Here is a 14,337-nt window from a genome sequence, read left to right as displayed (position 1 = left end):
GGCTCAAAACAACGGAGCCGAGGTGATTATCAGCCGCGGCGGAACGGCCCAGCTGATTAAAGCCGCGGTATCGATCCCCGTCATTGATGTCCACCTGTCCGGATACGACATGATCCGTTCCTTGACGCTGGCGAGCCAGTTTAACGGAAAAACCGCCATTGTCGGCTTTTCCAATATTACATCGGGCGCCCAATCGATTATTGATTTAATGGATCTGCCTTTAAAAGTGTATACCATACACAGCTCCGAAGATGTTGCACGGTTATTGCTGGAGCTGAAAGCTGCCGGATACCGCCAGGTAGTCGGGGATGTCATCACCGTCCATACGGCCGAGGCCTACGGGTTAAAGGGCCTCCTCATCCATTCCGGCAAAGAATCCATCATGCGAGCCCTGGACGATGCCCAGCTCATCTACCGCTACCTGAGCAACAACTATACCGTCTCAGCAATCCTGAACGAGCTGGTTGCCAAAGAACACCCCAATCTCGTGATCTTTAACGATCAGAATGAAATCGTATACGAGCAATTCACCGATTTTGAGCACAGCCCTTTGACGGATAACCATATCTATCTGATCAATACTAATGTGGAATTCCACAAAGCCCAAGTGCAGAATGTTTTTACGATGGACGATTACCAGCTTTCCGTCACAGCCTATGAAACCTCATTAGAGAACAAAAGCTATAAAGTATACTCCTTGGAAAAAGGGCGGCCCTACGAATTTACGCAGTCAGGCATCAAAGCTTACGCTGAACCATTAGCAGAGCCGATGATTGCCGAATCCGCTGCGATGCGCACCACGTTGGCAAGTATCCAGGCTCTGTATCTACATCATGAGCCCATTCATCTGCTTGGCCGGGAAGATACGGGCAAGTCCTTCGTCGTGAAGTATATTCATCAATTGTACTCGGACGGCGGTTTGCTGCTCCAGATCGATCTAACCCAAGTTTCCCCGGATCAGTTAGGAACCCTTCCGCTATCCAAAGCCAGGACCGTGGAATTCATCCATGTGGAAGAATGCATACAGGATCCGAATTTGATAGCATTTGTGGAGACCTGCCTAACTAGGCGGATTGGCGTATTCATACTTAGCGATCGGGCGCTTGACCAACAGAGAACCCCCAACATGAAGCTGAATACGATCCTCATGCCTTCGCTGTCGGATCGTTTGGAGGATCTGCCTTCGCTTATTCAGCTCTTTTTAAGCCGATACCATCAAAAATACGGGACGGCGGCGGTAAAAATAAGGGAAGATGCCTTGCAGCTTATACGGCAGAATGCTGAGCACATGACGATCGGCCAATTAAAGCAGCTCATTAAACAGGCTGCAATGAACGAAACGGACTATGTGATTTCAGCCGATATACTTGCTCGCTTGCTCGACCATCAGCCTCCGGCCTCAACCCCTATTCCGTTGAAAGGGACTCTTAAAGAGATTGAGAAAGACATTATTCAATACGTACTTCACGAGGAAAAGAATAACCAATCTAGAGCAGCCGAACGGTTAGGGATTAATCGGGCCACGCTTTGGCGTAAACTTAAAGAATAAATTTAAGTTTACGCTTTTTTTTCGTTTTGATTGTTGCATTTTTAAACAATTTACTAGATTCGTTCTATTTACAGAAATTATATGTTGCTAAAATAAACAATTTGAACTAGTATAATTACTGCAAGCGCTTCAATAAAACGATTACACAAGGAGCTAACATTATGAAAATTAAAGCGACATTAGATCGTATCCCTGGCGGTATGATGGTTGTTCCCCTCCTCATCGGAGCGTGCATCAATACATTCGCACCTAACGCTTTGCGGATCGGCGGGTTTACGGAAGCCTTATTCGTGAACAGCTCGAGTACGCTCATCGCCCTTTTCTTATTGATTGCCGGCACGCAGATCACGTTCAAAACGGCGGGTTCGTCGGTGGGAAAAGGCGTCACGCTGCTTGTGTTTAAGTGGACGATCGGCGCGCTATTAGGTTTGGTCGCCATCCTGTTTGCGGATTCCAACGGATTATTCCTGGGCCTTGCCCCTCTGGCCATTATCGCGGCCATGACGAATTCAAACGGCGGACTGTATATTGCGTTAGCCGGACAATACGGAAAAGAGGATGACAAAGCAGCCTATCCTTTCCTGGCATTAAGCGACGGACCGTTCTTGACGATGGTCGCGCTCTCGATCTTCGGAGCCATGGGCTTTGCCAACGGCATGTTCTCGCCGATGTCTTTCGTTGCCGTACTGCTTCCCCTGCTCGTCGGTGTCATCATCGGGAACCTGGACCGGAATATGGCAGAATGGCTGCATAAAGGCAGTGACAAGCTGGTTCCGTTCTTTGCCTTCTCGCTCGGTATGGGCATCAATTTCTCATCCATCATTCAAGGCGGACTAAGCGGTATTCTGCTTGGCGTGCTGACGGTCCTGCTCACAGGGGGCATTGGCTTTCTGCTGTTCAAGGCGATCGGCTGGAATCCGATTGTCGGTGCTTCCGAGGGCTCCACGGCGGGTAATGCGGTAGGCACGCCGGCTGCGATCGTCGCCGCGAATGCTTCCTTCGCGCCGATTGCCGAAATCGCGACCGTGCAAATCGCAGCGAGCGTCGTGACAACCGCCATACTGCTGCCAGTCTTTATTGGTTTCCTGTCCAAGAGACTGGAGAAATCAGGCGGCGTCGAAAAATACAACAACCCTGCAGCATAGAGGTTATCCCTAACCCCTCGATTGCATCGTTTTTCTCAAGGAGGAGGTAAACTGCATGAAATTAGCCATCATTGCAGATGATTTGACTGGCGCCAATGACAGCGGGGTCCAACTCGCTCGTCATGGCCTTAAAACAAGCGTTCTGTTCGATATGGACCAAGACAACATTCGTCATTACGATGCCGTTGTTTTCGATACGGACAGCCGTTCCATAACACCCGAAGAAGCTTATCAGCGAGTAAGCCGAGCCGCTCGATTTTTAACGGATGCCGGGTTTGATACGATATTCAAAAAAATGGACTCCACCATGCGCGGCAATATCGGGACCGAAATCGATGCGCTGTATGATGTGGTGAAGCCGGACTTTATGATGATCGCTCCGGGCTATCCCAAGAACAATCGAACCATTCTTAACGCTACCCATTACTTGAATGGAGTACCGTTAGCCGAAACCGAGATTGCCCATGATCCCAAAACGCCTGTCACCCACTCCTATCTTCCCGACTTGCTGAAGCTGCAAACCAAGTATGCCGTCGGCGAGATCTCAGTCCGTGATCTGGAGGCTGGAGCAGGCCGCATTGAAGGCAAATTAAAAGAGTTTCAACAACATAACATACCGTATGTGCTGATCGATTCCACGGAAGAAGCCCATCTGGAGTTCATCCTGCACATCACCGGGCAGCTTCCATACAAGTTCGCATGGGCCGGCTCTGCAGGCATCGCCAATTATCTGCCCGCCCATTACCATATTTCGTCCAAACCGAGGGAGCTTGCTATCGCGCAGAATCAGGGACCCATTCTTACCGTGGTCGGCAGCGTGAACAAGAACTCCCGTGCCCAGCTGAAGCTTTTGCTTGAGCATACCGACGTGGTTCCCGTGCAATTCGTGTCTTATAAGGCTGTGTCCGATTCAGCGGAGCGCACGGAAGAAATGGCTCGCGTCTATCAAGAAGTCAAGCTGCACGCGCTGGAAGGCAAAGATATCGTGATCTATTCGACGGCGGAGCCTTCCGATATCGAACGGGCCCGTGCCACAGGCGAAACACGCGGGCTCAATCACACCGAGGTCAGCAATGAGATTGTCCGCGCCATGGGAGAAATCTGTGCCCGGCTGCTGGAGCACGGTTATTTCAAGGGTGTATCCATGACAGGCGGAGACACGGCCAAACAAATCTGCATGCAATGGAGCATTAGCGGCTTCGAATTGCTGGACGAGCTGGAAATCGGCGTGCCGATCTCGAAATTTCTGGGGATCGACGATTTGTATGTGGTCACCAAGGCAGGCGGATTCGGCAAGCCGGACGTATTTATCCATGCGATTCAAACGATAAAAGGAGGTAATCCAGCATGAAACCGACGGTTGGAATTACGATGGGCGATGCGGCAGGCATCGGACCCGAAATCATTATGAAGGCCTTATCCCATCGGGAGATGTACGATAACTGCAACCCGCTCGTGATCGGCGACGCCAAAATATTAGAACGCGTGCTGCCGATTATCGGCTCAAGCCTGAAGGTGAACGCCATTCAAGAGCCCGCCGAGGCAAAATACGAGTTCGGCACCGTGGACGTTATCGATCTGGACCTCGTGCCGGCCGACCTTGCATTCGGCGAAGTATCGGCCGTCGCGGGAGATGCTGCTTTTCAGTTTCTGGCCAGAGCCATCGATTTGGCGAAGCAGCGGAAGATCCATTCCATCTGCACGGCTCCGCTGAACAAGGAAGCTCTGCACCAAGGCGGACATATGTACCCGGGTCACACCGAAATTTTGGCTGATCTCACGGATACCAAGGACTTCTCGATGATGCTGACGACCCCGAACCTGCGGGTCATTCACCTGACGACGCATATGGGATTGATCGAGGCCATTCAGAGCATCAATCCGGAAAGAACGTATACCGTCGTCAAACTGGCCCACGATACCTTGAAAAAGGCCGGTTTCGACAATCCAAGAGTCGCGGTCTGCGGAATCAACCCGCATGCGGGCGAGAACGGATTGTTCGGCAACGGCGAAGAAGAAGAAAAGCTGCTCCCGGGCATCAAGCGCGCCCAGCAGGAAGGCATTAATGTAGTCGGCCCCCTCCCTGCGGATACGTTATTCTTCAGAGCCGGCCGAGGCGATTTCGATATCGTCGTGGCCTGCTACCATGACCAGGGACATGCCCCGATCAAGGTCATGGGCATCGAAGAGGGCGTGAACATTACGGTCGGATTGAAAGGCGGCATCATCCGCACCTCGGTCGACCATGGCACCGCCTTCGATATTGCAGGGAAGAACATCGCCGATGACAAGAGCATGCTCGCTGCGATTCGTTCTGCCATTGAGCTTGCCCCGAAGGATCAAATGTAATCGTGTGACGATCGAAAATGTCATATGTAGAAGACCCGGCCTTCCGCCGGGTCTTTTTTTCTATGCCTGGAGAGAATAAGGCTAGCCCCTCGTTCAAGCCAAAGCTGTAGTTACGAATAGCTGCATGACCACCAGCACATAATAAACATCACAATCGATTCCAGCAAATAAGGAGGACCTTTCCATTGAGCACGAACCAACCGGACAAAAATCTGATTAACACGGTGGAACAACTGGCAGAGACACCCGTGAACAGCCATGAGGCCCAGCAACAGCAGCAAGCCCGCAATGATCGCCGGAAACAGGCTCTGCATGACAGCGACGGCAAATTCAAAGAGAATGAGTCCAAGAACTATCACTAGGGCAGTAACCTCGTAAAAAAGCGACCGATTACGGTCGCTTTTCTAACGGTATAACGGATACAAGACTGTATCGATGAAGCCCTTGCCTATTCGTTCGTCATTAACCTAAGAATGCAATAGAACGCTTTACTTTTCTTGCAAATGCAATGGGATCATCGACGGACTCCCAGTGAACATACATCAAACGGGGATTTTCAAACAACCAGTGATTGTGGACGGCCGTTACTTTAATCCCGTTCTTGCGAAGATTCGACAGCAATCGATTCACTTGGCCTTGGAAGAGAGCCGTTTCTCCCAAACAAAGCGCGCGACCGGAACTGTCCAGCGATTCAAACGAGAAAAGTTGATAACGGATCAAAGGAGAAGTGGTACGTCTACCTAAGATAGATGCGTTTACTCTCCTATTTCTGGAGACAAAGCAAACCGGGCCTTTTGTAATCTCATGCTCCGTTCCGCCTAAAATGCTTGAGAATTGGTTACAGAGTCTTCTAAAGCGAGGACTTGCTTGCACTTCCGCCATACGAAATCATCCTCTCATGAAATAATAGAAATATTGAGCGATATGACTCAACCGCATTAACCCAAGAATGCAATGGATTCTTTTGTTTTTCTGGCAAACGCAACCGGATTGTCAATCGATTCCCAATGCATATACATTAAACGAGGCTGTTCTTTTAGCCAGTGATTATGGAGCGCCGTTACTTTAATCCCCCGTTTGCGGAGATTCGACATCAATCGATTCACCTGGTTTTGATGCACGGCAGTCTCACCCAAACAAAGCGCGCGGCCTGACTGATCAAGCGATTCAAACGAAAACATTTGCATTTGAACCAAAGGGGAACGCGTTCTTCTTCCCAAAATCGTCTCTCTTAAGTTCGTCATCCGCGTGACAAAACAAACCGGACCTTCTTCAATTTCCGATTCGCCGCCTAGGATTCTTCCAAATTGGTCGCAAAGCCTTTTGAATTGCGGGCTCACTCTAACCTGTTCAGCCATGATAAGTCCTCCTTTAATCGTATTCTTGGTATCATATGATCGAAGGAGAAAATAGTATTGGACCAATAACTTATTTATAAGAATAAAAAGTTATTAATCTATCTGTATCTATATCCAGCTCTAAAACTTAAAGGCGACAGCCTTATGATGCTGTCGTCTTCAAATTTTGTATGTATGTCGTTTCGCAGGACCAAAACGTTTATCTAACGGAAAAAGACCACCTTAAAAAAGGTGGTCTTTAAAGTATGCTTGGAGGCGAACCGTGACTATTTACAGCCACATTTCGCTGACGCCCCTATTCCTTCCAATCTTCAATTCCTGTCTCAAGCTGCTCAAACCCATGCGGAATCGAAGCTTCCATGATGTCTGAATAATGGTCGTGGTTTTCCGGAACATCGGTCCACTTCGGTCCAACCTTGATATCCCAAGGTTTACGATCCAGCAGTTGGTTCAGGATTCGAACAACCTCTAATCTCGTAATCGGCTGATTCGGATGGAAGGTCTCCTCCGTGAAATCGAACAGCACACCTTGCTCCTGAGCCGTTGCAATGGCTTTTTCAGCCCAGTGTCCCGCTACGTCCGTGTAGGTGCTCTCCTGGACAGCGTCCCATTTATACAAATTCATGAGAATTTGTGCAAATTCCGCCCGCGTGATCTGTTTCTTCGGTTTGAATGTATTGTCGCCGAAACCGACCATCCATTTATTGTTGGTTGCGGTCGAAATCGCGTTCGTTGCCCAATGTTTCGCACTCACATCCGAATACGATACTTTCTTCGAGCTCGTTGCGGATGTATACAAACGAGACAGGATCGCAGCCATTTCGGACCGGACAATGCCACGATCGGCTTGGAACGTCCCGTCAGGATATCCGACCATGTATGCGCGATGGTCGCCTGCGGCCTTCACTTTCGGCTCCTGGGAGAAGCTGAATTTCACGATCGTGTCGCCGACGTGGATGACTCCGTCCTTAATATAGCTGTCAGCGCCAAAGCGCTCTTCACGCTTATCGGTACGGCTGTCAAAAACAACATATCCGTTCTTCTCCCCCAAGAAGTAGTAATCGCCATTGGCGTAAACCATCCAGCCATATTGACCGCTGTCTGAGCTCATTTGCGGGTTATGGTTCTTGTTGGGTGCAAAATCAGGAAGCTCCGGCAGTTGAACAAGCGTTCCCGGCACTCTGCCTTTGGAACGATTCAGCTCCGTATCTGCCCAATACAATTGCATCTTCACGCCTGATACAGGCTGTTCCGTCACCTTATCGAGAATCGTGCCATATGGATCGACTAGATCAACCGATAACTTGGCATTTCCATTGCTATCGACGCTCAGCTTGCCGGCAGGACCAGCCAGCTTCTCCCCGTTAGGCGCGATCACGTTCAGTGACAACGTATATTCGCCAGGTGCAACTTTCGGAAGCGTAAAGCTGCCGTCCTGATTCATGACGATATTCGGCACATTCAGCTCTTGCCCGGATGCCGATTTTATTTTCCCCGATACTTTCAGACTGTCTCCGACGAGCTTCGTGATTTTGTCCTGGACGACTTTGCCCCCGTTGGCTTGATCGGAAACAACAACGTCCGTTTTCATAGTAGGTGCAGGCTGCTGTACAACGTTTGTATTCCCTGCAGGCGGATCTTCTGCCGGTACCGCAGGCGCGTTTGGCTTGATGCTAATTACATTGGACAGACCTGCATGTGGACCCGATTCGACGTTTAACCGGAAATAGTAGGTTTCACGACTCGATAAACCGGCTACGGTTGCACTCGTTGAACCGGCATCCAAGGTCTCCACTGGGGTGACCGGCATGAACGTGGTGCCGTCCGTAGATTTTTCAATAACGATGCTCGTTGCCCCCGTTAAAGCAGGGAAATTCAATGTCACTTGTCCGACGCCCGCAACCGCCGACAACGTGGTGATCGGTTCCGATGGCGAGGCCTGTACCACATTGGACAAGCCTGCGTATGGACCCGATTTGACGTTCAATCGGTAATGATAGGTCTCGCCGTTCGTCAATCCGGTTACGGTTGCACTCGTAGAAGCAGCATCTAATGTCTCCAACGGGCTAACCGCAGTAAACGCGGTGCCGTCCGTAGATTGTTCAATTACAATGCTCGTTGCCCCTGTTAATGGCGGGAAAGTCAATGTCACTTGCCCATTGCCTGCATCTGCCGATAACGTGGTTAACGATTTCGACGGCGAGGCTTGGACTACGTTGGATACGCCGTCATATAGTCCGGATTCGACGTTCAGTCGGAAATAGTAGGTTTCACCGTTCGTTAATCCGGTTACGGTTGCAATTGTTGAAGCCGCATCCAGCGTCTCCAATGGTCTTACCTGCGTATAGTTGGTACCGTCGGTAGACTGTTCAACCACGATGTTTGTTGCACCTGTTAAGGCAGGGAATTTCAATGTCGCTTGCTCATTGCCCGCAACAGCGCTCAATGTGCTTAAAGGAGCCGGATCTGCGGCAAGAACATAGACGGTAAACGTCTTCTCGCTTGTCAGCCCGTCTTTCGTGATGGTTGCCGTCAAGGTCACGTAAGTTCCCGACTGGTTTGTAACCGGTCTCGTCACGGTTCCATCAGGTGCAATGACCGACGGCTGGTCGGAGGACCAGACGGTGGTGACGTCATCGTCTTGCTTCAATGTAAGATTGTTTTTCACCGAATTTTTCGTGTCGGTAAAATGGTACTCGATATCGGTTTTGTCCTCTGCCGTTTCAATGGCTTGAATGGCTTCTTTATAATCGGAAACAAGTTGATCCGCGATCCGGTTCGCAATTTCCTGAATGATGTCGTCGGTGGATTTGTCGGAATCGACATGCAGTCCACCTTCGTTCAGGCCGCGGATAAAATCATCGTTGGTGTCCGTATAAGTCGACTCCGTAACGCCGATATACTGTGTGCCTTTGTTATTGAACGTTTCCGTCAGCTTAGATTGATTCGATCCCTGATCCAAATCCCCGCGAGGGTCATCGTTAATGTTCACGACATAACGCAGCGGCGACGTCCCCCACAGGATATTATCGACCGCTACATCCAACGGCTTGCTCGAAGTTGAATATAATTTCATATTGTCGAATGAAAAAATCGAAATGATCTCGCAAGCATGGCTTATATGGCTGACAATGGGACCAAATTCATTGCCGTGCACGTCCGGTAGAGCTAATTTTCTTATGATTTGGTCGCCATTATCCCACATATTCAAAGTCGTGTCCGTTGCGACAATTTTAATGCTGTGATGAGTCGATGTTCCCTTCGGGTAGTTTCCAATTTGGGTAACGCCTGATACGGAACTCAACGCTCTTCCCGTCTCATTGTGCAGCGCAGCAGCATCTACGCCATCGATCTTATATACATTGATGGCACCTTGAACATATAAAATCGCATACCCGCTTAATTTACCGTCGCTCTCGACCTGGGTATTAAATAGAAAACCTCCGCCTTCCATGCTGTGGTAATCCACTTTGGATTCATCCATGTCGAAGGTAATGATCTTCTTGCCTGAAGGGCTTCCCTGCGTCAGCATGAAATCCTTATACGCAGGCGAGGTATAACCATAGAAGGTTAACGTGTTGCCGCCGTTGGAAGCTTGAACGTGATTGTAATCGGCAGTTTCAACCGCCGGGGGAATCGCATAGCCAAATTGATTTATATACCAGCTGTCATATCCGGCATGCACATACGTCGTATCCGTTACCGTTGTCCGGTCTGCGCTCGCGTCCATGATGGACACATATTTAGGATTTACGCCTTGTGCGCTCAACCGGGCTTTAATTGCATCATTCAACTGGCTCTCAAAATCACTGGAATCATAGATACTCGTTCCGGCATTATAGTAAATCTCTGCTACCGGCGAGAGCGCATATGCCATTGGCATATTCGTAACAATCAACAGCGTTGCCACGATCATTGAAATTATCTTTTTCTTCAACTATTTCACCCATCCTGTAAGTTAGTAACCGTACGACGTCCAACAACGACCCTTGACCCCTTGTCTCATTCATAAATAAATTTGTTCGGATAACACCCTCCAACAAAATCAGATTGTAAAAATTGTTAATTTCAACATATCAAAAGCATCTCTCAAAAATCTCTCAAATTTCGACTATTATCGACAGGTAGATTTTTGAGAGATCCATGCCATATGATAGAGTCCATAGGGATGTGACTATATATGAAGAAATGGATGGGTTATCTGGGTGCAATATGCGCCTTCATCGCCATTCTCTATATGATTTTTAGCGACCGTGACACAGGTGCCGTCCATATCAAAGCCGTAGACGGCGTGCTTGATTTGCGAGAGCTTAAGGATCCGCCGTTTGTATCGCTAGCCGGCGATTGGAAATTCACCGCCGAATCTTTTGTCGACCCGGCCGACTTTTCAAGTGAAACCGATTATCTTTCAGTACCCGGTCCCTGGGCATCGGATGTCGAGTGGGGATCCTATCAGTTAATCGTATACCTGCCGGACCACTGGACCGATGAGATCGGTCTCCGTGTTCGGAATATATGGTCTGCCCATACCATCTATATCGATGGCGTACCCCTATCGAAAATAGGAACCGTTGCAGCAACCAAGCAAGCGACAACCCCGGACAATCCTGCCTATGAAGCGTATTTTAAACCGGGGGACAGGCAGCTGCTGATTACCATTCATGCCTCCAATTTCTATAATACGAGAGGCGGCATCGTCCTGCCGATCGATTTCGGCGACGCCGAGCAGATGAAGGAAGACGTGCAGCGAGATCTATCCTTGGAATGGACGGCTACCTTATGTTTGCTGCTGTTCAGCATGTTCCATATCACGATCTACATGCTGCGAACGAAGGACGAGGCCTTCTTGTACAGCGGTCTGCACTTTCTGCTATTGGCATGGATCATCGTGCTGCGAGGAGAGCGGCTGTTCATTCGGGAGTTTCCGTCATTCCCCTTTGAACTCTATTTTCGCCTGCAGGACAGCTTGACCTTCTTGGCCTCCACCTTGCTGATTGTCTTTATCGTCAAAATGATTCCTTCCATCATGAGCCGAAAGACGATGTATCTGCTGTTTCTGCCGATCCTAGCCTACGCGTTCTTTAATGCGGTTCTCCCGGCCAGAACCATGTCGATTACGCAGTATCCGCTCTTTTATTACAACGATGGATTAATCTTAGGCATTATTATTCGCATCTTCTATCTGACGATGAAGAAGCGAATCAACATCCGTAAGAATGAAGCCGTCATCCTCATGTCGATGCTTCTGTTTCTAGCCGTATTCGCGATAAGCGCTTCATCAGACAGCTTGTTCTTCACCGGACGCAACTATATGAACCGAATCGGGCTGGTCGGGTTTGTCATGACGATGAATGTTTTTCTGGGCATACGCCTGATGAACCGGGCGGAGGAATCGGAGCAGTTGAGCACCAGGCTGCAGAAGGCTAACGATGCGAAGGATGCCTTCTTGAAGGTCACGACGCAGGACCTGCAGAGGCCTCTGCACGATGCCGTTCATCTGGTGGGGTCCATCAACCGGGAGCCCCATCGCGAGAAGCAAGGCGAGCAATTGTACTTGGCTGAACAGCTGATGGGGAACATGGTGTATTTATTGAGGGATCTGCATGATTTCACCCGCATCCGGTTTGATGATTACGCGATCCAGCTCAAGTCCACCAATGTTCGGATGGTCATGCTCCATGTCATTCAGCTGATGCAGTTTACCTTCACGAAGAAGAAGATCGCAATCAATGAACAGATTCCGAAGCAGCTTTACGTTTGGGCGGATGAGCAGCGCCTGACGCAGGTATTCATCCGGATCATGACCGAGATCTCTCACGACACCACAGATGATCAGCTGACCATTGAAGCCGTACAGGTGGGCACGGAAGTCCTGCTTCGAGTGAGGTCAACCGGCGAATCCATGGCAGTGAATCGGGAACGCCCGCATTCTTCAGGGCTTATGATGACGGAGGAACTCATCCAACAGATGAACGGAAGCATCGCATATGAACGCCTGCAACGCGGCATTCGCTTTACGGTCACCCTGGCTTTCAGCGAATGTAAAGAGCCGGTTAACGCAGCGGAGCATGAATACGATCTACAGTCTGCGGCGCACGCAGAAGATCGGACGTTAGGAACGCTCCTGATTGTGGATGATGAAGTGATGCATGCGGAAGTCATGAGGGATATGTTGGGGGATGCTTACAAGGTACGAATCGCTTATACAGCTCAAGAAGCGCTTGACTACTACAGGAATCATCCGGAAATCGCGATGATGATCATGGATGACATCATTCCAGGCGACATGGATAGTCTGGAATTGCTTCGGCAAATCCGTACACAGGCATCCTTAATGGACCTGCCGATCTTGATGATGATTTCTTCCGAATATCCCAGACATGTTGAAATGATTTTTGCAGCCGGCGCCAATGATTATTTGCTGAAGCCTTTTTCCAAAGAGACCTTGATGGCCCGCTTGAACGCTGCGGAACAAACGAAGCAGTCGATGCTGAAGGCGATTGAGTATGAAATGGCATTTCTGCAGACCCAAATTAAACCGCATTTTCTATACAACGCGCTTAGCAACATCATTGCCTTTTGCTATACGGATGGGGAGCGTGCAGCCTATCTTCTAACGATGCTCAGTTCTTTCCTGCGTTATATCTTTGAGACGAGCCGGGATGGACAATTCTCCACCCTGCAGAAGGAGCTGGAAATTATCGAGGCCTATGTCGAGGTGGAAAAAGCCAGATTCGGCGAACGGTTAACCTTTGCTTATGACATCGATCCGTCCATTGCCGCGGAGCATGTTCGGATTCCTAGCCTGCTCCTGCAGCCTTTAGTCGAGAATGCAATACGCCACGGCCTATTCGACAAGGAAGGTCCGGGACATGTCCAGTTCACCATTTCCTTGCACGCATCCTGCTTGAAGATCCGCGTCGCCGATGATGGCGTAGGCATGTCGGCCGCGCAGTGCGCTCAGTTGATGGGGGGAACGGCCGCCAATGCCGGAATCGGGTTCACGAATGTACGTCGGCGCGTACATGATCTTACCCAAGGAAGCCTGGAGCTTCACTCGTCGCCGGGCAACGGAACAACCATTCAAATATCGATTCCCGTGAAGGAGGGACAAGGGTAATGTGGAAGATCATTATCGTGGAGGATGAGAAACCGATTCTGGGCCTGCATGCCAGATTACTCGAAACGCATGGCCCGTTTCAGGTTGTAGGCTGCTACGAATCGCCGTTCGATGCGCTGCAGGAGATACCGAAGCTGGATCTGGACGCACTCGTGCTCGACATTGAAATGCCGAGAATGACGGGGCTTCAGCTGGCTCAGAACTTGGTGGAGAACGGGATCGACGTGCCTGTGATCTTCACGACCGCTCACCAGCAATATGCCGTGCAAGCCTTTCGCGTGCAGGCCCTGGATTATCTCTTGAAACCGATGACCATCAATATGGTGAAGCAGCTGGATGAACGCCTTCAGAAGTATTACGGCCAGAGACCAAAGCAGGCCCAGAAGAAGGAACTCGACGTTCAGTTATATGGAGAAGCTTCCGTTATGAAAGGCGAGCAGCTTGTAAAATGGCCTACCCGCATCACCGAGGAGCTGTTTTACTATTTGCTGCTGCATGAGAATAAATTGTGCCCGAAGTGGAGAATCCTCGATGATCTCTGGACGAACGTGGAGGAAAAACGAGCGCTTTCCAATCTGTATAATACGATTTACCGAATGCGTCAGCTGTTTATGGAGCTCGATATTCCTATCGTCATCGAACGAGTGAATGATGGTTATATCATGAATGCGAACAACAGCATCATCATGAAGCCGAAAGAAAGGCCGGATGCCCTTCTATTGGAATCGAAAGGATATCTGTGGGCCTACGCTTTCGAATCGGGCCGTTAGAAAAGCAAAAGTTCATCCTTAATAGTAAACGAAAACCACATCCTCA

General features: G+C 49.6%; 10 protein-coding genes. 7 read left to right on the top strand and 3 right to left on the bottom strand.

Features of this window, described 5'->3' with window-relative positions; genetic code table 11:
* The 5 genes from HMPREF9412_RS14790 to HMPREF9412_RS32930 form a co-directional block, all read left to right on the top strand.
* The coding region (locus HMPREF9412_RS14790; protein WP_009592411.1) for a sigma-54-dependent Fis family transcriptional regulator at window positions 1-1,549 on the top strand (1,549 nt) is incomplete at its 5' end.
* A gap of 161 nt (window positions 1,550-1,710) precedes the next feature.
* Complete coding sequence (locus HMPREF9412_RS14785) at window positions 1,711-2,694, top strand: 2-keto-3-deoxygluconate permease (RefSeq protein ID WP_009592412.1); 984 nt, start codon at window positions 1,711-1,713, stop codon at window positions 2,692-2,694.
* Window positions 2,695-2,749: 55 nt separating this feature from the next.
* The gene (locus HMPREF9412_RS14780) at window positions 2,750-4,045 is read left to right on the top strand and encodes a four-carbon acid sugar kinase family protein (RefSeq protein WP_009592408.1); all 1,296 of its coding nucleotides are present in this window, start codon (window positions 2,750-2,752) and stop codon (window positions 4,043-4,045) included.
* Window positions 4,042-5,043 carry a 4-hydroxythreonine-4-phosphate dehydrogenase PdxA gene (gene pdxA, locus HMPREF9412_RS14775; RefSeq protein ID WP_009592407.1) on the top strand — a complete coding sequence of 334 codons (1,002 nt, stop codon included), beginning with the start codon at window positions 4,042-4,044 and terminating at the stop codon, window positions 5,041-5,043. Before HMPREF9412_RS14780 ends, pdxA begins: the two co-directional genes overlap by 4 nt.
* A 185-nt stretch (window positions 5,044-5,228) precedes the next feature.
* Window positions 5,229-5,405, top strand: coding sequence for a hypothetical protein (locus HMPREF9412_RS32930; protein ID WP_009592414.1), 177 nt, complete (start codon window positions 5,229-5,231; stop codon window positions 5,403-5,405).
* 100 nt (window positions 5,406-5,505) lie between these two features.
* On the opposite strand, the gene HMPREF9412_RS14770 is transcribed toward HMPREF9412_RS32930, so the two are convergent.
* From HMPREF9412_RS14770 to HMPREF9412_RS14760, 3 genes are all read right to left on the bottom strand, one after another.
* A complete protein-coding gene (locus HMPREF9412_RS14770) occupies window positions 5,506-5,925 on the bottom strand; it encodes a DUF1259 domain-containing protein (protein ID WP_009592415.1) in 420 nt (139 codons plus the stop codon).
* Between the two features lie 56 nt (window positions 5,926-5,981).
* Complete coding sequence (locus tag HMPREF9412_RS14765) at window positions 5,982-6,401, bottom strand: DUF1259 domain-containing protein (protein WP_009592413.1); 420 nt, start codon at window positions 6,399-6,401, stop codon at window positions 5,982-5,984.
* Between the two features lie 295 nt (window positions 6,402-6,696).
* A complete protein-coding gene (locus HMPREF9412_RS14760; protein WP_139083978.1) occupies window positions 6,697-10,338 on the bottom strand; it encodes an S-layer homology domain-containing protein in 3,642 nt (1,213 codons plus the stop codon).
* Window positions 10,339-10,581: 243 nt separating this feature from the next.
* Here HMPREF9412_RS14760 and HMPREF9412_RS14755 point away from each other — a divergent pair, with 243 nt between their 5' ends.
* Window positions 10,582-13,521: a histidine kinase gene (locus tag HMPREF9412_RS14755; protein ID WP_009592409.1), complete on the top strand. Its 2,940-nt coding sequence runs from the start codon at window positions 10,582-10,584 to the stop codon at window positions 13,519-13,521.
* A complete protein-coding gene (locus HMPREF9412_RS14750; protein ID WP_009592410.1) occupies window positions 13,521-14,291 on the top strand; it encodes a response regulator in 771 nt (256 codons plus the stop codon). Before HMPREF9412_RS14755 ends, HMPREF9412_RS14750 begins: the two co-directional genes overlap by 1 nt.
* The last annotated feature ends 46 nt before the right edge of the window (window positions 14,292-14,337 follow it).

This window comes from Paenibacillus sp. HGF5, from assembly GCF_000204455.1.
Classification (GTDB): domain Bacteria; phylum Bacillota; class Bacilli; order Paenibacillales; family Paenibacillaceae; genus Paenibacillus_AQ; species Paenibacillus_AQ lautus_A.
The sequence above is the reverse complement of the archived record's forward strand: the minus strand, read 5'-3'. Positions and strand labels throughout refer to the sequence as shown.

Coding starts and splice junctions, on each gene's coding strand:
- HMPREF9412_RS14770 (WP_009592415.1), bottom strand. CDS start 5,925: ATGGCGGAAGTGCAAGCAAGTCCTCGCTTTAGAAGACTCTGTAACCAA.
- pdxA (WP_009592407.1), top strand. CDS start 4,042: ATGAAACCGACGGTTGGAATTACGATGGGCGATGCGGCAGGCATCGGA.
- HMPREF9412_RS14750 (WP_009592410.1), top strand. CDS start 13,521: ATGTGGAAGATCATTATCGTGGAGGATGAGAAACCGATTCTGGGCCTG.
- HMPREF9412_RS14785 (WP_009592412.1), top strand. CDS start 1,711: ATGAAAATTAAAGCGACATTAGATCGTATCCCTGGCGGTATGATGGTT.
- HMPREF9412_RS14755 (WP_009592409.1), top strand. CDS start 10,582: ATGAAGAAATGGATGGGTTATCTGGGTGCAATATGCGCCTTCATCGCC.
- HMPREF9412_RS14780 (WP_009592408.1), top strand. CDS start 2,750: ATGAAATTAGCCATCATTGCAGATGATTTGACTGGCGCCAATGACAGC.
- HMPREF9412_RS14765 (WP_009592413.1), bottom strand. CDS start 6,401: ATGGCTGAACAGGTTAGAGTGAGCCCGCAATTCAAAAGGCTTTGCGAC.